The following is a 20327-nucleotide window of genomic DNA, read 5'->3' on the forward strand; positions in this document are numbered from 1 at the left end:
GACTGAGGTCCGCTCATGTCTGGCTGAGTTCCGCTCATGCCGCGCTGAGCTTCGCCATGGTCTCGTCGTCGACCTCGAAATTGGCGTAGACGCTCTGCACGTCGTCATCGTCCTCGAGCGTCGCGACCAGCTTCATCAGCGACTGTGCCCGCTCCTCGTCGACCGCAATGTTGGTCTGCGGCTTCCAGATCGGCTTCACCGACTCTGCCTCGCCGAGCGCGCCTTCCAGCGCCTTCGACACCTCGCCGAGATTCTCGAAGGCGCAATAGATCGTGTGGCCTTCCTCGTCTGACTGGACGTCGTCGGCGCCGGCCTCGATCGCCGCGTCCATGACCTTCTCGGCGCTGCCGACTGACGCCGGATAGAAGATCTCGCCGACACGGTCCCACATGAACGACACCGAGCCGGTTTCCCCCATCGCCCCGCCGGCCTTGGTGAAGGCGGCGCGCACATTCGACGCCGAGCGATTGCGGTTGTCGGTCAGCGCCTCGACGATGAGCGCGACGCCACCGGGTCCGTAGCCTTCGTAGCGCACGGCTTCGTAAGTCTCGGCGTCGCCCATCGATGCCTTGTTGATGGCGCGCTGGATATTGTCTTTCGGCATCGACACCGCCTTGGCGTTCTGCACGGCCAAGCGCAGGCGCGGGTTCATCGACGGATCCGGCGTGCCGCTCTTGGCGGCGACGGTTATTTCGCGCGCCAGCTTGGAAAACATTTTCGACCGCACCGCGTCCTGGCGGCCCTTGCGGTGCATGATGTTCTTGAACTGTGAATGGCCAGCCATGGCACCCCTGTCGTCTTCTTGGCAGAGCATTCTGCAGCAAGGTAGTCACCTCGCCTTTTGCCAAAATGCTCGAATTCAAAATTTCAGAACGTCCCTGGTGCGTCCGGATGGACGTACGGCGCTCTATGTCGGAATGGCCGGCTTATAGATAAATCGGCTCAATTCGTCCAGCCGCGCCGTAACGGTGGCGCGCAATGCGCCCGCCAGCTGCATTCCTGCGGCCATTCATTCTTCCAGATCGGATTTCAGCCGGTCGAGAATGCTGATCGCGTGCGTGGCGTATTGGCTGATCCAGCGGTCGTGGATCTGCTTGATCGGCAGCGCGTTGAGATGGTTCCAGCGTTCGCGGCCCTCGCGCCGCGCCACGACTAGGTCGGCTTCTTCCAGCACTTTCAGATGCAGCATGACGGTGCAGCGGTCCATGTCTGGAAAGGCATCGCACAGCATGCCGGTGGTCCGCGGCGCGTCCTTCAGCTCGTCCAGCAGCGCACGCCGGCGCGGATGCGCCAGCGCCTTGAAAACATTGTCGTCCTGCGCTTTGCTTGACATGTTATATTTTTATAACATAATATCGGCCTGATCAAGGAAGGAGCTGTGGATATGTCTCTTGGATTCAGAGTTTCGGGCCGCATCGGCAAACCGGTCGCCGAGGTCTTCGACGCAGTCGTCAATCCGACCAAGCTCAGCGGCTATTTCACCACGATCGGCGGCGCCAGCGCGCCGCTGGTGGCAGGCGCCGGCGTCGTCTGGTGGGGCAAGGTCCCGGTCGAGGTCGACCAGGTGGAAAAAGACAGCCGCATCGTGCTGCGCTGGGACGCCACCGACGCCGACGGCAAGCCGGCTTACAAGACGCGCATCGAGATGAATTTCGAGCCGCTGGATGACGGCGGCACCTTCGTCACCATCGCCGAGACCGGCTGGCACGAGGACGCCGTCGGTCTGAAGAAGTCTTACCTCAATTGCGAGGGCTGGTCGCAGATGCTGGCCTGCATGAAGGCCTATGTCGAATACGGCATCAATTTGCGCGACGGCTATTACCGCAGCGAGATGAAGGGCGAGCCGGCCAGCGAAGACAATATCTGAGAAGACGGAGGAAGGATGACTGCGAAGATCACCGGCGGCATCAACATCGCCATGAAAGTGCCGCCACACCAGTACCAGGACACGATCGCCTTCTACCGGGACGTCGTCGGCCTGAAGCCGTTCACGGCCAAGGCGCCGGCTATCGGCTTCGAACTCGGCCCCAATCGCCTATGGATCGACGAAGCGCCGATGCTGAGCCAGGCCGAAATCTGGCTGGAACTGTTCACCGACGATTTTCCGGCCGCAGCCGATCATCTCGCCAAGGCCGGTATCGTGCGCTGCGACGCCATTGAGGCGCTGGGTGAGGGTTTTCGTGGCGGTTGGATCACCAACCCGGCCAACATCGTTCACATGGTGCGCGAACCCGACGCCTGGTGACGGAGGCCTGTTCGGAAAGGAGGACGATATGGAAATCCGTGAGACACCGACCGCCGAAGCCGGCATGCTGATCCGGCGGCCGGTCGCAGAAATGTTCGAAGCCATCGTCGATCCGGCGATCACGACGAAATTCTGGTTCACTCATGGCAGCGGCAGGCTGGACAGCGGCAAGGAGGTTCGCTGGGAATGGCGCATGTACGGCGTCTCGACGCCGGTCACGGTCAGCGAATTCGTCAGGAACGAAAAGATCGTCATGCAATGGAGCGATCCGCCGACCACGGTGGTCTGGACCTTTACCGAGATGCCCGGCGGCACGACCTTCGTCGAAGTTCGCAATTTCGGCTTTGCCGGCAGTGCCGACGAGCAGGTCAAGCAGGCGATCGGCTCGACCGATGGCTTCGCGTTGGTGCTCGCCGGCGCCAAGGCGTGGCTGGAGCAAGGCCTGACGCTTGGCCTGATCGGCGACCGTCACCCGAAGGGGGTGCCTGCGAGTTAAAACGCACCGGCGTCCCTAAGCGCCCGATCTCAGTGCCCGCCAGCCTTTGCCTTCCTCCGGCGTCGCGCCAGCATGTTGAGACCCTCGACAAGGGCGGAAAAACCCATGGCGGCGTAGATGTAGCCCTTCGGCACATGGAAGCCCATGCCGTCGGCGATCAGCGTCATGCCGATCATCAGCAGGAAGCTGAGCGCCAGCATGACGATGCTGGGGTTCTTGGCGATGAAGTCGGCGAGCGGCCCGGCCGCCAGCATCATCACGGTGACCGCCACAATGACGGCGATGTACATGATGGCAATCTCGTCCGTCATGCCGACCGCGGTGATGATCGAATCGATCGAGAAGACGAGGTCGAGCAGCAGGATCTGGAAAATCGCGCCGGCCAGTGAAAGCTGCAGCGTCTGGCCCATCATCGTGTCCTGATGATCCTCGAGATCGACCGTGTGGTGGATCTCCTTGGTCGCCTTCCAGACGAGGAACAGGCCGCCAGCGATCAGGATCAGGTCGCGCCAGGAAAAACCATGGCCGAAAGCGGTGAATACCGGCGCCGTCAACTGGACGATGATCGAGATGGTGGCAAGCAGCACCAGCCGCATGATCAGCGCGGCAGAAATGCCGAGCCGCCGGGCGCGGGCCCGTTGTGCCTCCGGCAGTTTGTTGGTCAAGATCGAGATGAAGATCAGATTGTCGATGCCGAGCACGACCTCCAGCACGATCAGCGTCAGCAACGCGACCCATGCGGTCGGATCGGAGACAAAAGCGAAATGTGGCGCCAGGAATTCGATGAGCTGCATGGAGGTCGTCCCCTCTTACGATCTAGAGCAGTGTCGCCGGCAGTTAGGTATCGCAGGCGTTGATATCAATATCACGACCAGAAAGATGGCGCCGTTTCCTCGAGCCGCGGCCCGCGACGAAACGGCGCAATCCGCTCGGTCAGCCCGCTGCGATCCGAAATGTCGACGCCGACGCCGCACAAAGTCGCCGGGCCGGTCGCCGCCTCGAAGCGTCCTTTCGGCACCTTCGACAAAAACCGGTTGAGCGGCTCCTCCTTATCCATGCCGAGCGATGAATCATAGTCGCCGCACATGCCGGCGTCGGAGATGTAGCCGGTGCCGCCATTGAGGATATGATGGTCTCCGGTCGGCTGGTGCGTGTGGGTGCCGACGACCAGGCTGGCGCGACCATCGACGAAATGCGCAAAACACATCTTTTCAGAGGTCGCCTCGGCATGGAAATCGATGACCACCGCATCGGCCTGCTCGCCGAGCGGACAGGCGGCAAGCTCGCGCTCACCGGCCTGGAATGGATCGTCGAGTTCGGGATGCATGAACACCCGGCCCATGATGTTGGCGACCAGAACGCGCGCACCGTTCCTGGCGATGTAGACGCCGGAGCCGCGCCCCGGCGTGCCCTTGGGGAAATTGGACGGACGCAGGAACCGCTCTTCGCGCGGTGCGAAAACCAGTGCGTCGCGCTGGTCCCACACATGGTTGCCGGTGGTGACGACATCGGCGCCCGCCGAAATCGTCTCGCGAAAGATCTCTTCGGTGATGCCGAAGCCGCCGGCGGCGTTCTCGCCATTGACGATAACGAAGTCGAGTTTGAAATCCGAGATCAAGCCGGGCAGTTGTTCCCACACCGCCGTACGTCCCGTCTTGCCGACCATATCGCCGAGGAAGAGAAGTCTCATCTAAACATGATCCAGAACCAAAGGTCAGCAAAGCAAAAAACCTGCATGACTTTCGCAAAAGACCATGCGTCCAGGAACTTATCTACAATTTCGGCGCGAACCGGCGCAACCCGCTCTCGGTGAGTATTTCCGGAATGATCACATCGTGCGGCTCGTCCGGCACCAGCGCCACCTCCTGGCAGTCGAAAGCAATGCCGATCAGCCGGGGCGGTTGCCCCTTGTCGGCAAGACGTGCAATCGCGCGGTCATAGTAGCCCGCGCCATAGCCGATGCGATGGCCGCGCGCGTCGAAAGCCGCGAGCGGCACCAGCATCACCTGGGGATCAAGCACCTCCGCCTCCTCGTGCGGTCCGACCGTGCCGAAGCCCATCTCGACCATCGGCGCGCCACGCACCAGTTCGCGAAAAACGATGGTAGTCTTGTCGAGAATGGCCGGCAGACAAAGCCTTGCCCCATTTTCGCGCAAGGCGAACATCAGCGGCCGGACGTCGACCTCCGAGCGCATCGGCCAGAAGCCGGAGACGATCTGGCCCGGCTCTATGGCGATGTTATCCCGCGCCGTCTCGGCCATTTCGAGCGCCGCTTCCACCCGCCAGAACGGATCGAGCGCGTCGCGTCGCCTGAGCGCTTCGCGTCGCAAATTTTTTTTCAGTTCTTTGGGAGAAATCATGGAGCCAAGGTAGAAAAGGTCGGATCTGGTTGAGGTTTTGGGAGCGACGTTTTCCACCGCATGATCCACCGAAACGCGAGTGAATCCTTTGGGTCGAGTGACGATCCACACAACCGGTGGAGAGAGCGATCCCGGGAACCTACAAAGTAGGTGGGCGCCGTATGAGAAAACCCACGGGTCTTCCCAGGGACAGCTCCCTAGGGATCATTAAGGCCCCGGGGAAAATGTTCTCCTGCCGGGAAGCGCAGACCGTCGCAACCAATATAGGCCGGCGGTCGGCCAAGCGCCAGAGACACGACCATGTTCGGCGGCTTAATTCGTCACGATGGCCTGCCTGGGAACTGCGTCGGCACGAGGTTTTGCCGCGCCCTCGCCGCTGCGCCTTGCACAGGCTGGGCTGTCTCCTTACGGTTGCCATGAAAACTGAGGAGCAAGAATGCGTTTCGAAGGCACGGCGGCCTATGTCGCCGACAAGGATCTGATGGTGGCGGTCAACGCGGCGATCGCGCTGGAGCGGCCATTGCTGGTCAAGGGCGAGCCTGGCACCGGCAAGACTGAACTGGCCAGGCAAGTGTCCGCAGCGCTCGGCCTCGAACTGATCGAATGGCACGTCAAGTCGACCACCAGGGCGCAGCAGGGCCTCTACGAGTATGACGCCGTCTCGCGGCTGCGCGACAGCCAGCTCGGCGATATCAGGTTCAACGACATCAGGAACTACATCAAGCGCGGCAAGCTGTGGGACGCCTTCGCCGCCGACAAGAAGGTGGTGCTTCTGATCGACGAGATCGACAAGGCCGATATCGAATTCCCCAACGATCTGTTGCAGGAACTCGATCGGATGGAGTTCTTCGTCTACGAGACCGGCGAGACGATTCGCGCCGCGGTGCGCCCGATCGTCATCATCACCTCCAACAACGAGAAGGAACTGCCGGACGCATTCCTGCGCCGCTGCTTCTTCCACTATATCCGCTTCCCCGACGTCGAGACGCTGCACAGAATAGTCGACGTGCACTATCCCGGTATCAAGCAGAACCTGGTGCGTGCCGCGCTGACCCAGTTCTACGAGATCCGCGATGTGCCGGGCCTGAAGAAGAAGCCGTCGACCTCCGAGGCATTGGACTGGATCAGGCTCTTGGTCGCCGACGACATCGCGCCCGAGGATTTGCGCGCCGACCCAAAGAACGCGCTGCCCAAGCTGCACGGTGCGCTTTTGAAGAACGAACAGGACGTGCATCTGTTCGAGCGACTGGCTTTCATGGCGCGAAGGCAGGGGTGAGGAACGGTCATCCTGAGCCGCAAGAACTCGGCCTCTGACGCCGAGCTAGAAGGCGTTGCTATGAGCGGGCTTCGCCTGCGCTGTGAGCAGGATGATGGCCTCTTGCCTCCTGTAGCGCGACATTTTTGGGGCCGAAGATGATGAAGCTGATCACGGCAAGAACAAGAACGCCGATCCCGCTATAGAGCATGACCCAGCCAAAACCGTTGACCAGGGCGGCATGCACGATGGTGCCGGACGGATCGAGGGTCGCCAGCTTGGGCGAGTGTTGCGAGAGGCCGTCGAGATTTCCGGCGGCGATCTTTTCCGCCAGCGTCTGCAGTTCATTCGGGTCGAAGGTCGTGCCAAATGCGTCCCGCAGATAAGAAACAATCCCCTGCGTCAACAGCAGACCCAGCACCGCGATATTGATGGCGAGCGTGATCAAGCGCGCGCTGATATCGATGCCCGAAGCCATGCCGGCACGATCCGGCGACACTGAGCCGGTCGTGGTGTTGGTGGTCGGCGAATTGGTCAGGCCGATGCCGATGCCGGCAATCAACGTGCCGGGCAGCATGGTCAGCCAGTTGGCTCCGTCGAGCCCGGAACCTATCCACATGGCGATAAAACCGATCCCCAGTGTCAGCAACCCGAGCGGGATCGCCACCCGCGCCTGATAGCGGGCGCGCAAGCGCTCGGCGATCGAGGACATCAGCATCAGGGGAAGCGTGTAGACGAGCAGCAACAGGCCGGTCGTGGTGCTGTCGTAGCCGAGAACTCCCGAAAAATAGATCGGCAGATAGATGATGAACGGCCAGTAGCTGAAATTCATGCCGATGCCGCCCATGATCGCTCCCGAAAATTGGCGAATGCGGAATACCGAGAAATCGAACATCGGATAGGGATTGATCTTTTCGGCAACAAGGAACGCGATGAAGGCCAGCACGGCCGCGCTTGTCACACCGATGCGGGCGCCAGAGCCGAGATCGGCCCCTTGCGTGATCAGATAGGAGAAGCCGAACACCGCAAGCGAGAGCGTCAGGATGCCGGTCCGGTCAAGCTTCTGGGCGTTGCGATCGGATGATTCGGTGACACCGGCGCCGATGAAGACCAGGGCAAGGATAGCGAGTGGCACGTGGATGAGGAACACCCACTGCCAGCTCGACAGCGTTACGATCAATCCGCCAATGGCGGGACCAAAACCAAGCCCGATGCCCGAGACGACGCTCCACGCAACGAAGGCCTTGCCGCGTTCACTGCCGTCTTGGAACTGGTGGGACAGCACCGCCACGCTGCAAGTGAACATCGCGCCGCCTGCAAGGCCTTGCAGAAAGCGCGCGACGATCAGAAGTGGAGCGCTCGGTGCGAGGCCGCATAGCAGAGAGGCGAAGCCGAAGGCGACGGTGGTGATCACCATCACGCGTTTGCGGCCGAAACGGTCGGCCAATGTCCCCGTCGCCATCAGCACAGTGGTGCAGGCAATGGTGTAGGCGTTCATGATCCATTGCAGATCCTTGAAGTCGGCGGCGAGCACGCTTTCCAGTTTCGGAAGGATCACCGGCACACTGGAGATTTCGAGGCCGAACAGCAGCGAGGCAAGGCAGGCGCCCGCAAGCGCAACGGTATTTCGGTCAATTTGAAACGTCATATCGATCACTTTCCATCGGAGCATTCACAGGGGCTGCGAGCGGCGCCCTTCAAACTGCGGCCGACATGACATAGACGAGCCTTGACTATGAAAAAAGGCTATGCGTTTCTATTTCAGAAATGACAAAATGGAATGATGGCAATGGCTAGCCTTGATGTCGACGCCGTGCGCACCTTCGTCATGGTGGCCGACCTGCAGAGCTTCACCCGGGCAGCTGCCGCGATGGGGAGCACCCAGGCGACGATCAGCGTCAAGCTGCGCCGGCTCGAAGAAAAGCTCGGCGCGCGTTTGATCGAACGAACCCCGCGCCGTGTGGCTCTATCCGCAAGGGGAGCGGTCTTCCTTCCCGCGGCCCGTGAATTCCTTGCCGCCCATGAACGCGCCGTCGCGGAGTTTTCCGCAGCGCCGTGTCGGCTTGCTCTCGGTTTTGTCGATCATGTCGCGGGGCCTAAGCTTTCCACACTGATAGCCCAGCTTCATGCCCATGATCCGTCGCTCGCGCTCAACATAAGGATCGACACCAGCTCCATGCTGGAAGGAGCTTTCGATCGCGGCGAGCTCGACGCTGTGATCGTGCACCAGGAAGATGACATCCGACGCGGCGAAGCCCTGTCGCGCACCCACTATGGCTGGTTCGCGGCCCCTGCCTTCGAATGGCGACCCGGAACGCCATTGCGCCTGGCCCTTTTGAGCACCGTATGCAATTGCCCAGACCGCCTGAGGGCGGTTGAGACGCTGGATAGGGCAGGCATCGCCTGGAGTGAGGCTTTCGTGGGCGGTGGCGGCGCGGCCGTCAACATCGCGGTATCGGCCGGCTTCGCCATTTCCGCCCTCGCCCACCGTGTCGTTCCCCCCGGCCTTGTCGACGTGGGCCGCAAACTCGGCCTGCCGCCAATTCCGTCTTCGGAGATCGTTTTGCACTCGCACGCTTTGGCGCCGCGGGCACGAGAGGCGCTGCGTATGCTCGCGACCGCTTTTCGCGAGTATAATTTGCCAGCAGGATAGGCAAAGATATTCCTGATCCCGATTCTGTTGGATGGATCGGGTTGCAGACCTCAGAGGGAAATGAAATGACCGAGATCACCGTCCGCCCACTTGCACAATCTGACCATGCCGACTGGCAGCGTCTGTGGACCGCCTACCTCACCTTTTACGAAACCAAGCTGCCGGAGGACGTCTACGCCGTCACCTGGAAGCGCCTGTTCACGGCAGGCGAGTTCGAGCCGAAAGGTTTCATCGCCACCCTCAACGGCAAGGCGGTCGGCCTGACGCACTACCTCTACCATCGCTCCTGCTGGTCCCAGGTAAACAACTGCTATCTCCAAGACCTGTTCGCCGATGCTGATGTGCGCGGCAAGGGCGTCGGCGCCGCCCTGATCGAGGCGGTGAAGCAGGAAGCCGGCAAGATCGGCGTCAAGAACGTCTACTGGATGACGCACGAAACCAACACCACCGCGCGCAAACTCTACGACCACGTGGCGCGCAGGACCGGTTTCATCGAGTATGATCTGCTGTAATGAAATCGCCGGCTCAGCGAGCAAAGCTGACTTGGAACGCTGATCGGTTTGAAGCGCTGGAACGCGTCCGTACCGCTTTGCAAGAAAGCGAATTTGAGCCGCTCTATGCCAGCTACATAAGATATCTGGAGCTGCGTGAACGCGGGCTGAGGAAGCAGTCGTTTTCGCAGCTTGATGTCTTTATTGGTCAAATCATAGCTGACCCGTTTGAAATACGCCTTTCGATAGCCCAGCATCTCATTGGTGCAATTGAGGGGTCGTGGGACTATTGGCCAGCTCCAGACAACTGGCAGATGCCTGAACAAATGTTGCAGACGCTGATCGGGCCGATTTGGTGCGAATGGCGAGAGCGCGAGCCTGCTAATCCCGAGGCTTGGGTCTACAATTTTGGCAATCAATCTCGTGATGTCGATGGCAAGGAAGTCGCGTTTCTGCTGGAACCATCCCATCCACGCTACCAATACGCTTATCTCAGCCGCCTATGTGGGAAGCTGAATTATGAGCTTCACGAGCTTGAGCACATTGAGACAATCCTTTGTGCTCCAGCGTATTTTGGAGAACTGGTTGGTTCGCTTGCCGCTGTTGCAGGGGCGATCGGCGACAACATCGCCGACGAAGTCGTCGAAACGCCTCCCAAACTGGTCGAACTAGCCAATTTTTATCGCGACCACCACAGTGACCGAGGTACTTTCCTGCAGGAACTTTTACAGCTCGGCCGACAGGATCTTGTCGATCTCTATTTATTGCCGGCCAAGCGGTGGTTCCGCGTCTTACCATCTCCCTTGGTTTGATGCGATGTTCATCCCCTTCTTCCTCGAACTGAAGGCAGCGCGGGTTCCCGTCTCGCTCCGGGAATATTTGTCGCTGCTGGAAGGACTGGAGGCAGGTCTGGTCGACTATGATGTCGAGGGTTTTTACTATCTCGCCCGCGCAGCCCTGGTGAAGGACGAGCGCCACATCGACCGTTTCGACCAGGTCTTTTCGCATATCTTCAAGGGGGTCGAAGCGCTGGCGGGCGAAAACGCGGTCGACGTCGAAAACATTCCCGAGGAATGGCTGCGCCGGCTTGCCGAAAAGCACCTGACCGATGAGGAGAAAAAGCTGGTCGAGGCGCTCGGCGGTTTCGAAAAGCTGATGGAAACGCTGAAGCAGCGGCTGGAAGAACAGAAGGGCCGTCACCAGGGCGGCTCGAAATGGATCGGCACCGGCGGCACCTCGCCTTTCGGCGCCTATGGCTACAACCCTGAAGGCGTTCGTATCGGCCAGCATGAAAGCCGCAACCGCCGCGCGGTGAAGGTCTGGGACAAGCGCGAATTCAGGAATTTCGACGATGCCGTCGAGCTCGGCACCCGCAACATCAAGATCGCGCTGAAGCGCTTGCGCCGCTGGGTGCGCGAAGGCGCCGAGGAGGAGTTCGACCTGCCCGGCACCATCCACGCCACGGCTGAACATGGCTATCTCGACGTGCAGACACGGCCCGAGCGGCGCAATGCCGTGAAGCTGCTGATGTTCTTCGATGTCGGCGGCTCGATGGACGATCACATCAAAAGCGTCGAAGAGCTGTTTTCGGCTGCCCGCGCCGAATTCCGCCAGCTCGAATATTTCTACTTCCACAACTGCCTTTACGAAGGCGTGTGGAAAGATAATCGCCGCCGCCATGCGGAGGTGATTCCGACCTTCGACCTCCTCCACAAATACGGTCTGGACTACAAGGTGATCGTCGTCGGCGATGCCTCGATGAGCCCTTACGAGATCGCGCATCCCGGCGGCTCGGTCGAGCACTGGAACCCGGAGGCCGGCGTCGTCTGGCTTGGCCGTCTGCTGCAGCAATGGCCGAACGCGGTATGGCTCAACCCGGAAAATGAGAAGCACTGGGGCTATACTCATTCGATCGCCATGATCCGCGACATCTTCGGCGGCCGCATGTTTCCGCTGACGCTCGCAGGGCTCGAAGCCGCGACGAAACAGCTTTCAAGGAAGCACTGAGCGGGCTTTCGGAACGCAAGACGGGAAGACCGATGACCTGTTTCCTCTGCCTGCAATGTGGCGTCCAGTTCGCGGCAGCAGCCGCGCCGCCGGACCACTGCCCGATTTGTGAGGACGAGCGGCAATATGTGCGTTGGGAGGGCCAGGCCTGGATCACGCCGGAAGAGCTCGCCGCCGGGCATCGGATCGTGATGAAAGACGACGCCGGCGTGCTCGCCTTCGGCATCGAGCCACGCTTCGCCATCGGTCAGCGTGCGTTGCTGGCGCAAACGCCGCACGGCAATGTGCTGTGGGACTGTATCTCGATGGTCAATGACGAGGCGGTGGCCGAAATCAACCGGCGGGGCGGCCTGGCCGCGATCGCCATTTCGCACTGCCATTATTATTCGGCAATGGTCGAGTGGAGCGAAGCGTTTGGCGGCGTGCCGATCTACCTGCACACCGATGATCGCAAGTGGATCATGCGACCGCATCCGGCTGTTATCAGCTGGGAGGGCGAGACGCGTGCCCTAAATCCCTCGCTGACACTTATCCGTTGTGGTGGTCACTTTGCCGGCGGCCAGGTGCTGCACTGGAAGCGCGACGGCGGCGACGCCATCCTGGCCGGCGACATCTTGCAGGTGACGCCTACGCGCCGCCATGTCAGCTTCATGTACAGCTACCCGAACTACATCCCGCTCAATGCGGCGAAAGTGCTCGGCATCAAGGCCGCGCTGGAGCCTTTCGCGTTCGACCATATCTATGGCGCATGGTGGAACCAGAACGTCCTCGGAGACGCAAAGGCGGCATTTGCAGCGTCGGTTGCGCGGTATCTCGCGGCGATCGCCTGAGGAATTCTTCGCGGCATCGAAAATATGGGCAAACGCCGTAACGAATGCCTATTTTAGGCGAACTTGGGAAGGCAACCCAAATAGCGGCATGAGCTAAGAGGCAAAAAATGGATAGCCATACCTACCCAGTCACCCGCACCGATGCCGAATGGCGCGCGCGCCTGTCGCCAGAGCAATATGCGGTGATGCGCAACCACGGCACCGAGCGGCCAGGCAGTTGCGCCTTGCTCCACGAGAAGCGCGCCGGCACCTTTTCCTGTGTCGGCTGCGACCAGCCCTTGTTCGAGTCCAAGCTGAAATTCGAGAGCGGCACCGGCTGGCCGAGCTTCAACGACCCGGTGCCCGGTTCGGTCGAGACGACCGTCGACCGCAGCTACGGCATGGTCCGCACAGAATGCCACTGCGCTCGCTGCGGCAGCCATCTCGGCCACGTCTTCGAGGACGGTCCGCCGCCGACCGGCCTGCGCTATTGCATCAATGGCGTCGCGCTGAAATTCGAGCCGGCTGCCTGACTGGAATTCGACGTTGGCAGCACTGTCCTGTCAGACCACCACCACCAGTATCAGCCACAGCACAGCCCCCAGCGTCATCAGCGAAGCCTTGATGCTGGGGGATTTCTCGGCGATCCGCCACACCGCAAAAGTCAGAAAGAAGTTGTACGGCACCGGCGCGAAATGCACCGCCAGAACGAGAGCGAGCGGCAGCTTTAGCCCGAGCAAGATCAGCGCCAGCACCGACACTGCGATGTTGATCGCCGTGCCGACAAGGACAAGATCGCGCCAGAACAGCCGATCGAGCGGGGCCATGCCTTGCCAGCGCGAGCGGAAGAAGCCCAGAGCGCGGCTTGCCTCACCGCCTTCGCCTTCCAGGGGTTTTTGAGCACTCATCGACGCGGCCTTCTCTCTATCGACAGCCGCAGGAATGTCGAACGCAGCAAGCCTGTCAACGCAAGTCGATCATCGGCACGCAAGCATATGATTTGACAGATCGTCATCAAACGGTCGTGAAACCTTTCTACGTCGCCCTTGCCGGCATCTTGGCAGAGATAAATTGCCGGAATCTGCCGCCCCCATCATCCAGTCGCCTGTCAAGGAGGTCTTGAGATGAGCGATAATGTCTACAACGTGCTGTTTCTTTGCAACGCCAATTCGGCGCGATCCATTATGGCCGAAGCCATCCTCAATCGGATTGGTGTCGGCAGGTTCAAGGCCTTTTCCGCCGGCTCGCGGCCGAAGGGCAAGGTCAATCCCTACGCAGTGCAACTGCTCGAAAGCCTCAACTACGATACGAGCTTTGCCCGTTCGAAAGGCTGGGACGAGTTCGCCGAGCCCGACGCGCCGGAGATGCACTTCATCTTCACGCTTTGCGATAGCACCGCGAACGAATCCTGTCCGATCTGGCCGGGTCATCCGATGACCGCACTCTGGTCGATACCGGACCCAGCCAAGGCAGACGGCGCCGAAGCCGAACTTCACCTTGCCTTTGCCGATGCCTATCGCATGCTCAACAACCGCATCTCGCTGTTCACCAATCTGCCGATGGGTGCGCTCGACCATCTGGCGCTGCAACAGCATATCGATGCGATCGGCCGCGACACGCCGAAGCCGAACTAGCTCAAGCGGCCAACAGGCAGGTGAAGTCACGAACCGGCTGCGCCATCGTCTCCCAGAACCTCGGCTACGGCGCATTCGAAACGCGATGCTTCCGTCACCAGCCAGTCGGCCATGGCCGGCCAATTGTCCTCGGCAAAACAGTTCACCCGCCACATCGAATTGATGCCGAGGCCCTCGCAACTCTGTTCCGGCCTGAGTTTCAATCTGCCTTCGATCGCCGGCTGGAACGGCTTCAACCGCGACCAGGCTTGCGTGGCACCGAACTTCTCGTTGCGGCCGAAGAAGACGCCGACATGGTTCTGCGCCGGCGCGACATACATGGAAAGGACCAAGGCGAAGTCGGGCAGCCCGCGCTGCCAGAACCAGGGTCCGCGCCGCGCCATCAGAGCCCTTTCTTCCGGATGCCGTTCCGCGAACAGCGTCCAGAAGCCGCGTTGGCGGAATTCAGAGGCGCGACGGACGCCAAAGTCGAATTCGCTCATGGTTCGACCCCGTTGATGGCGCCGCAACCGCCGCCCAGGGCTGTTACCAGCCTTACACCATGCCGAGCGCGGCTTTGTAGAGGTCGAGGATGGTTTCCTCCTCTTGCCGCTCGGCCTGGTCCTTCTTACGCAGCCGGATGATCGACCGCATCGCCTTGGTGTCGAAGCCGGTGCCCTTGGCCTCGGCGAACACTTCCTTGATGTCGTCGGCGATCGTCTTCTTCTCTTCTTCGAGCCGCTCGATGCGCTCGATGAAGGCACGCAGCTGGCCGGCGGCAACAGTCTGGCTGGTCTCGGTGATGTCGTCGGCCATTTTTTTCTCCGCGTCGTTTTCCATGCCGCGACTCAGGAACGTGTCGCGGCGAATTTGCAGCGGTTCGATGCCCGACCGGGGGCGACCGGTCAAGCTGTTATCGATGCGGCATGAAGGGTTAGGCACACCCCAAGGTGTGTTGAGATTCAGGTCAGGCCGAGCCGAAAACGGTGGCTGCCGAGAACCGGAGCGGAGCGTACTTAAGTACGTGAGCACCGGAAGCGCAGGCAGCTGGCGTTTGCAGGCCGGCATCACCTGAATGTCAACGCACCTTACCCGAAGGCGATCAGCAAATCTTTGGCGTCGATCTGGTCGCCGGCCTTCACCAGCACTTCGGCGATTGTGCCGTCACGCTCGGCATGCAATGCCGTCTCCATCTTCATCGCCTCGATCGACAAAAGCACGTCGCCGGCCTTGACCGCCTGGCCGGCGGCGACGGCAAGTGCCGAGACCACGCCCGGCATCGGCGCGCCGACATGCGCCTCGTTACCCGGCTCGGCCTTGCGCCGCGCCTTGGCGGCGGAAGCGCCATGCGCGCGATCCGGCACTTTGATCCGGCGCGGCTGGCCGTTGAGCTCGAAGAACACAGTGACCATGCCCTTCTCGTCGACATCGCCGATGGCGAGGCACCGCACCACCAGCGTCTTACCCTTCTCGATGTCGACGAAGATCTCGTCTTCAGGCCTCATGCCGTAGAAATAGGTCGGCGTCGGCAGCACGCTGACTGGCCCGTAGGTTTCCTGCGCTGCGGCGAAATCGGAGAAGACCTTAGGATACATCAGCCACGAGGCGAATTCGAATTCGCTAAGCTTGCGCTCGACCTTGTCCTCGATCTCCTTGCGGCTGGCCTTGAGATTGGCTGCTTTCAACAGAGAGCCAGGTCGCACGGTGATCGGCTTATCGCCCTTCAGCACTTTCTTCTGCAGCGCCTCCGGCCAACCGCCGGGCGACTGGCCGAGATCGCCGCGCAGCATGGAAACGACCGAGTCCGGGAAGGCGATGTCCCTGGCTGGATTTTCGACATCGGCAACCGTCAGGTCCTGGCTTACCATCATCAGCGCCATGTCGCCGACAACCTTGGACGACGGCGTCACCTTGACGATGTCGCCGAACATCAGATTGACGTCGTGATAGGTCTGCGCCACTTCATGCCAGCGCGTCTCCAGACCGAGCGAGCGCGCCTGTTCCTTGAGGTTGGTGAACTGCCCACCCGGCATTTCGTGCAGGTAGACCTCCGAGGCCGGCCCTTTCAGGTCGCTTTCGAAAGCGGCATACTGGTTGCGCACCGCCTCCCAGTAGAACGAGATATTCCTGATCCATTGCGGGTCGAGGCCCGGATCTCGCTCGGTGCCCTTCAGCGCCTCGACGATCGAGCCCAGGCAAGGCTGCGAGGTGTTGCCCGACAAGGAGTCCATCGCCGCGTCAATGGCGTCGACACCGCTGTCCACCGCCGCCAGCACCGTCGCCGCCGACAGGCCTGACGTGTCGTGCGTGTGGAAGTGGATCGGCAGATCGGTCGCCTCGCGCAGCGCCTTGAACAGTGCGCGCGCCGCCGTCGGCTTCAAGAGCCCTGCCATGTCCTTGACCGCGATGATATGGGCGCCGGCCGCCTGCAACTCCCTGGCCAGCGCGACATAGTATTTGAGGTCGTATTTGGCTCGCGCCGGGTCGAGTATGTCGCCGGTGTAGCAGATCGCCGCTTCGATCAGCTTGCCCTCGGCGCCGACCGCGTCCATGGCGACACGCATGTTGTCGACCCAGTTCAAACAGTCGAAGACGCGGAACAGGTCGATGCCGCCGGCGGCGGCCTGTTTGACGAAATGCTGGACGACATTGTCGGGATAGTTGGTGTAGCCGACGCCGTTGGCGCCGCGCAAAAGCATTTGCAGCAACAAATTGGGCGTTGCCTCGCGCACCAGCGACAGCCGTTCCCATGGGTCTTCGGTGAGGAAGCGCATGGCGACGTCGAAGGTCGCCCCGCCCCAACATTCGAGCGACAAAAGCTGCGGCAGCGCGCGCGCATAGGTGCCGGCAATGCCGGCGATGTCATATGTGCGCACGCGCGTCGCGAGCAAGGATTGGTGCCCGTCGCGCATCGTCGTGTCGGTGACCAGCACCTCTTTCTGCGCGCGCATCCAGGCCGCGAATTTCTCCGGCCCCAGCGCGTCGAGCTTCTGCTTGCTGCCATCAGGCACATTGCCGTTGAGATAGGGCACCATGGGCGCCGCCGCATCCGCCTTCGGCTGCGGCCGGCCGCGCGTCTCGGGATGGCCGTTGACGCTGACGTCGGCCAGGTAGTTGAGCAGCTTGGTGGCGCGGTCCTGCCGCTTCACGCTGGCGAACAGTTCCGGCGTCGTATCGATGAACTTGGTCGTGTAGGAATTGTCGGCGAAACTCGGGTGATTGATGATCGCTTCGAGGAAGGTAAGGTTGGTCGCCACGCCGCGGATACGGAACTCGCGTAGCGCCCGGTTCATGCGGGCGATGGTCTCGGCCGGCGTCGGTGCCCAGGCCGTCACCTTCTCCAGCAGCGGATCGTAGAAACGGGTGATAACCGCGCCCGAATAGGCGGTGCCGCCATCGAGGCGGATGCCGAAACCGGTGGCGCCGCGATAGGCGGTGATGCGGCCATAGTCGGGAATGAAATTGTGCTCGGGATCTTCCGTGGTGATGCGGCACTGCAGCGCGTGGCCGTTGAGCCTGATATCCTTCTGCGCCGGCACGCCCGATTCAGGCGTGCCGATGGCGAAACCATCGAGGATGTGGATCTGCGCCTTGACGATGTCGATGCCCGTCACCTGCTCGGTGACGGTGTGCTCGACCTGGATGCGAGGGTTGACCTCGATGAAGTAGAATTTGCCGGTGTCGGCATCCTGCAGGAACTCGACCGTGCCGGCCCCGATATAGCTCGTCTCGCGGGCGATCTTCAGCGCATGATCGCAAAGCTCTTCGCGCCGTGACATTTCGAGATACGGCGCCGGCGCGCGCTCGACCACCTTCTGGTTGCGGCGCTGGATGGAGCAATCGCGCTCGAACAGGTGCACGGCATTGCCGTGTGTGTCGCCCAGCACCTGCACCTCGACATGGCGGGCGCGCTCGATCAGCTTTTCGAGATAGACCTCGTCCTTGCCGAAGGCGGCTTTCGCTTCGCGCTTGCCCTCCGTCACTTCGCGGGCGAGATCGGTTTCCGAGCGGATGGCGCGCATGCCGCGGCCGCCGCCGCCCCACGATGCCTTCAGCATCACCGGATAGCCGATCGTCTTGGCGAGCGCCTTCACCGCCTCCATATCGTCCGGCAACGGCTCGGTAGCGGGGACCACCGGCACACCAACCTCGATCGCCAGGTTGCGCGCGGCGACCTTGTTGCCGAGCCTGCGCATCGTATCCGGCTTGGGTCCGATAAAGACGACGCCGGCCTTGGCGCAGGCTTCGGCGAATTCGGGGCTTTCCGACAACAGCCCATAGCCCGGATGGATGGCATCGGCGCCCGAAAGCCTGGCGACGCGGATCACCTCCTCGATCGACAGATAGCTTTCGATCGGTCCCATATCCCTGGTCAGATGCGGCCCGCGCCCAACCTGGTAGCTTTCGTCGGCCTTGAAGCGGTGCAGCGAGTATTTGTCCTCCTCGGCCCAGATCGCCACGGTTTTGAGGCCGAGTTCGTTGGCCGCGCGGAAGACGCGGATGGCGATTTCGGACCGGTTGGCGACAAGGATCTTCGAAATTGCCAAGGACAAGGCTCCGGACGCTGACGGGGAAGGAAACTGGCGCCATGATTAACGCGAAAATGCTGCAGCGCAAACAAAATCGGGCGGCGATTAAACCGATTTAAATCGATTCTTTTTGCTCTGAGCGCCGCGTGTTTCCCTCGAATGCGCAAAGGACGCTTTAACAACGGGTAACACATCAAACGAAAAATGCCCGGCGCGAAGCGCCGGGCATTCCGGAACTGCCGTCGTCGACAGGCTTACATTTTCTGGATGTAGGTGTACTTGCCGTCGTCGCCCTTCTTCCATTCGTACATGACGTAGCCAGGCAGCGTCGGATCGCCCTTCGCGTCATAGGAAAGATCGCCCAGCACCGTCTTGAACGGGCCATTCGCCTTGAGAGCCTTGGCAACTTCCATCGGATCGTTCGACTTGGCGGCTGTGGCGGCTCCCGCGATAGCCTGCATGGCGGCGTAGGAGTAGAGCGTGTAGGCCTCCGGCTCGAAGCCCTGCGCACGGAACTTCTCAACGAGTTCCTTGTTCGCCGGGATCAGACGCGGATCCGGGCCGAACGTGTTCAACGTGCCCGCAACCGCGTCGCCCGCGATTGAGGCCAGCTCGTTCGACACGATGCCGTCGCCGGAAACCAGCGTGGCCTTGAGGCCCTGGTCAGCCACCTGGCGGATGATCAGGCCGGCTTCGGTGTGCAGACCACCCCAATAGATGATGGAAACGCCGGCTTGCTTCATCTTGGCGATCAGCGCCGAGAAGTCCTTGTCGCCGACATTGACGCCTTCGTACATGACTTCCGTCACGCCGGCAGCGTTCATCGCCTTCTTGGTCTCGTCGGCAAGGCCCTGGCCGTAGGTCGTCTTGTCGTGGATGACCGCGATCTTGGCATCCTTGAAGTTCGACGCGAGGTAAGCGCCGGCGATGCTGCCCTGCTGGTCGTCACGTCCGCAGGTGCGAAACGTGTTCCACATGCCGCGTTCGGTGAACTTCGGATTGGTCGCGGCCGGTGTGATCTCGAGGATACCGTTTTCCGCGTAGACTTCCGATGCCGGGATCGAAACGCCCGAGTTGAAGTGGCCGACCACGAACTTGACCCCGTCGCCGACGAACTTGTTGGCGACCGAAATGCCCTGCTTCGGATCGGAGACGTCGTCGCCGACGGTGAGCTTGATCTGCTCGCCGTTGATGCCGCCGGCCGCATTGATGTCGGCGACAGCCTGTTCGGCGCCCTTCTGCAGCTGCGCGCCAAAAGCGGCATTCGGACCGGTGATCGGACCGGCGACGCCGACCAGGATGTCAGCCCACGCGCTTCCGCTGAACGCGACGAGCGCGGTCAGGGCGACGGCGGACAAAAGTGATTTTCTCATGTAAAACGCTCCCATTTACAGAGTGGGCGTGAATGATGCTTTCATGCGATGCCCACTTTTACTCGCAGAAAACGTACTTTGCCGATTTTCAGGCGCTTGTCACGCCGATTCATCCCCGAAACGGCGTTAATGATGAACATCAACCTTTTGGTTTCCAACTCAAAAGCGATGCTCTTTCGTAGAGCCAGCTATACTGTGTCACCATCTGGTTGGTGCGCGTGTATTGATAGCCGATGAAGCCCAATATCATCAGGACGATGGTATCGACGATGTAGTACTGCAGTGAGAACATCGTGCCGCCGAACAGCGCGTGATGGATGAACCTTACGGCGATGCCGAGGCCGAGCATGTAAGCGAACAACTGGACGAAGCTGCGCCATGTCTGGGCGCAGGCCTTGCCCGTCATCCAGGCCGCCCAGCCGCCAAGCAGGCAGGTGACGAAGAAGAACTGCCAGACCGAGGGTTCCTCATAGAGAATGCCCTGCATGATGAAGAC

At 61.1% G+C, this 20327-nt stretch carries 23 protein-coding genes and 1 other RNA gene; 11 read left to right on the forward strand and 13 right to left on the reverse strand.

What is annotated here, in order from left to right; translation table 11 throughout:
- Positions 1-34: 34 nt before the first annotated feature.
- Together CIT25_RS25030 and CIT25_RS25035 are read right to left on the reverse strand one after the other, a co-directional pair.
- Positions 35-784 (reverse strand): YebC/PmpR family DNA-binding transcriptional regulator, encoded by a 750-nt coding sequence (locus CIT25_RS25030; RefSeq protein WP_023800014.1) that lies wholly within the window; start codon positions 782-784, stop codon positions 35-37.
- 225 nt (positions 785-1009) lie between these two features.
- Positions 1010-1333, reverse strand: a complete 324-nt coding sequence (locus CIT25_RS25035; RefSeq protein ID WP_095487445.1) for an ArsR/SmtB family transcription factor — start codon at positions 1331-1333, stop codon at positions 1010-1012.
- Between the two features lie 51 nt (positions 1334-1384).
- Here CIT25_RS25035 and CIT25_RS25040 point away from each other — a divergent pair, with 51 nt between their 5' ends.
- The 3 genes from CIT25_RS25040 to CIT25_RS25050 are packed head-to-tail and all read left to right on the forward strand — an operon-like array spanning position 1385 to position 2741.
- Positions 1385-1867 (forward strand): SRPBCC domain-containing protein, encoded by a 483-nt coding sequence (locus CIT25_RS25040; RefSeq protein WP_095487447.1) that lies wholly within the window; start codon positions 1385-1387, stop codon positions 1865-1867.
- Between the two features lie 15 nt (positions 1868-1882).
- Positions 1883-2245 (forward strand): hypothetical protein, encoded by a 363-nt coding sequence (locus CIT25_RS25045; RefSeq protein WP_095487449.1) that lies wholly within the window; start codon positions 1883-1885, stop codon positions 2243-2245.
- A gap of 28 nt (positions 2246-2273) precedes the next feature.
- A complete protein-coding gene (locus CIT25_RS25050; protein ID WP_095487451.1) occupies positions 2274-2741 on the forward strand; it encodes an SRPBCC family protein in 468 nt (155 codons plus the stop codon).
- A 29-nt stretch (positions 2742-2770) separates the two neighbouring features.
- On the opposite strand, the gene CIT25_RS25055 is transcribed toward CIT25_RS25050, so the two are convergent.
- The 4 genes from CIT25_RS25055 to ssrS all read right to left on the reverse strand — a co-directional run bounded on the left by CIT25_RS25055 (position 2771) and on the right by ssrS (position 5355).
- Positions 2771-3535 (reverse strand): TerC family protein, encoded by a 765-nt coding sequence (locus tag CIT25_RS25055; RefSeq protein WP_095487453.1) that lies wholly within the window; start codon positions 3533-3535, stop codon positions 2771-2773.
- A 71-nt stretch (positions 3536-3606) separates the two neighbouring features.
- The gene (locus tag CIT25_RS25060) at positions 3607-4431 is read right to left on the reverse strand and encodes a TIGR00282 family metallophosphoesterase (protein ID WP_065011231.1); all 825 of its coding nucleotides are present in this window, start codon (positions 4429-4431) and stop codon (positions 3607-3609) included.
- 82 nt (positions 4432-4513) lie between these two features.
- Positions 4514-5101, reverse strand: a complete 588-nt coding sequence (locus CIT25_RS25065; protein ID WP_095487697.1) for a 5-formyltetrahydrofolate cyclo-ligase — start codon at positions 5099-5101, stop codon at positions 4514-4516.
- Positions 5102-5199: 98 nt separating this feature from the next.
- Positions 5200-5355, reverse strand: a non-coding RNA gene (ssrS, locus tag CIT25_RS25070) — 6S RNA.
- A 182-nt stretch (positions 5356-5537) separates the two neighbouring features.
- On the opposite strand from ssrS, the gene CIT25_RS25075 reads away from it, so the two are divergent.
- Complete coding sequence (locus CIT25_RS25075) at positions 5538-6377, forward strand: AAA family ATPase (protein WP_095487455.1); 840 nt, start codon at positions 5538-5540, stop codon at positions 6375-6377.
- 58 nt (positions 6378-6435) lie between these two features.
- On the opposite strand, the gene CIT25_RS25080 is transcribed toward CIT25_RS25075, so the two are convergent.
- Positions 6436-8004: an MFS transporter gene (locus CIT25_RS25080; protein ID WP_095487699.1), complete on the reverse strand. Its 1569-nt coding sequence runs from the start codon at positions 8002-8004 to the stop codon at positions 6436-6438.
- Between the two features lie 141 nt (positions 8005-8145).
- Here CIT25_RS25080 and CIT25_RS25085 point away from each other — a divergent pair, with 141 nt between their 5' ends.
- The 6 genes from CIT25_RS25085 (at position 8146) to msrB (ending at position 12849) form a co-directional block, all read left to right on the forward strand.
- Positions 8146-9009, forward strand: a complete 864-nt coding sequence (locus tag CIT25_RS25085) for a LysR family transcriptional regulator (protein WP_095487700.1) — start codon at positions 8146-8148, stop codon at positions 9007-9009.
- A gap of 65 nt (positions 9010-9074) precedes the next feature.
- Entirely contained in the window at positions 9075-9521 is a 447-nt protein-coding gene (locus CIT25_RS25090; protein WP_095487457.1) for a GNAT family N-acetyltransferase, read from the forward strand.
- Positions 9521-10312: a hypothetical protein gene (locus CIT25_RS25095; RefSeq protein WP_095487459.1), complete on the forward strand. Its 792-nt coding sequence runs from the start codon at positions 9521-9523 to the stop codon at positions 10310-10312. Before CIT25_RS25090 ends, CIT25_RS25095 begins: the two co-directional genes overlap by 1 nt.
- 4 nt (positions 10313-10316) lie before the next feature.
- Positions 10317-11507: a vWA domain-containing protein gene (locus CIT25_RS25100; protein WP_095487461.1), complete on the forward strand. Its 1191-nt coding sequence runs from the start codon at positions 10317-10319 to the stop codon at positions 11505-11507.
- A 32-nt stretch (positions 11508-11539) separates the two neighbouring features.
- A complete protein-coding gene (locus tag CIT25_RS25105; RefSeq protein ID WP_095487463.1) occupies positions 11540-12337 on the forward strand; it encodes an MBL fold metallo-hydrolase in 798 nt (265 codons plus the stop codon).
- 107 nt (positions 12338-12444) lie between these two features.
- Positions 12445-12849, forward strand: coding sequence for a peptide-methionine (R)-S-oxide reductase MsrB (gene msrB, locus CIT25_RS25110; protein WP_095487465.1), 405 nt, complete (start codon positions 12445-12447; stop codon positions 12847-12849).
- Positions 12850-12879: 30 nt separating this feature from the next.
- Here msrB and CIT25_RS25115 read toward each other — a convergent pair whose 3' ends face one another.
- The gene (locus CIT25_RS25115; protein WP_095487467.1) at positions 12880-13224 is read right to left on the reverse strand and encodes a hypothetical protein; all 345 of its coding nucleotides are present in this window, start codon (positions 13222-13224) and stop codon (positions 12880-12882) included.
- A gap of 216 nt (positions 13225-13440) precedes the next feature.
- Between CIT25_RS25115 and CIT25_RS25120 the strand changes: the two genes are divergently transcribed.
- On the forward strand, positions 13441-13950 hold the full coding sequence (locus CIT25_RS25120) for an arsenate reductase ArsC (RefSeq protein ID WP_095487469.1): 510 nt from the start codon (positions 13441-13443) through the stop codon (positions 13948-13950).
- A gap of 26 nt (positions 13951-13976) precedes the next feature.
- Here the strand turns inward: CIT25_RS25120 and CIT25_RS25125 are convergent, their stop codons facing one another.
- The 5 genes from CIT25_RS25125 to CIT25_RS25145 all read right to left on the reverse strand — a co-directional run bounded on the left by CIT25_RS25125 (position 13977) and on the right by CIT25_RS25145 (position 20318).
- Entirely contained in the window at positions 13977-14432 is a 456-nt protein-coding gene (locus tag CIT25_RS25125; RefSeq protein WP_095487471.1) for a hypothetical protein, read from the reverse strand.
- 52 nt (positions 14433-14484) lie between these two features.
- Positions 14485-14745 (reverse strand): DUF2312 domain-containing protein, encoded by a 261-nt coding sequence (locus CIT25_RS25130; protein ID WP_023800031.1) that lies wholly within the window; start codon positions 14743-14745, stop codon positions 14485-14487.
- A 272-nt stretch (positions 14746-15017) separates the two neighbouring features.
- Entirely contained in the window at positions 15018-18476 is a 3459-nt protein-coding gene (pyc, locus tag CIT25_RS25135) for a pyruvate carboxylase (protein WP_095487473.1), read from the reverse strand.
- A gap of 236 nt (positions 18477-18712) precedes the next feature.
- Positions 18713-19831 (reverse strand): branched-chain amino acid ABC transporter substrate-binding protein, encoded by a 1119-nt coding sequence (locus tag CIT25_RS25140; RefSeq protein WP_095487475.1) that lies wholly within the window; start codon positions 19829-19831, stop codon positions 18713-18715.
- A 139-nt stretch (positions 19832-19970) separates the two neighbouring features.
- Positions 19971-20318 (reverse strand): DUF6867 family protein, encoded by a 348-nt coding sequence (locus CIT25_RS25145; RefSeq protein WP_095487477.1) that lies wholly within the window; start codon positions 20316-20318, stop codon positions 19971-19973.
- Positions 20319-20327: the final 9 nt, after the last annotated feature.

It is taken from the genome of Mesorhizobium mediterraneum (genome assembly GCF_002284565.1).
Lineage (GTDB): Bacteria > Pseudomonadota > Alphaproteobacteria > Rhizobiales > Rhizobiaceae > Mesorhizobium > Mesorhizobium mediterraneum.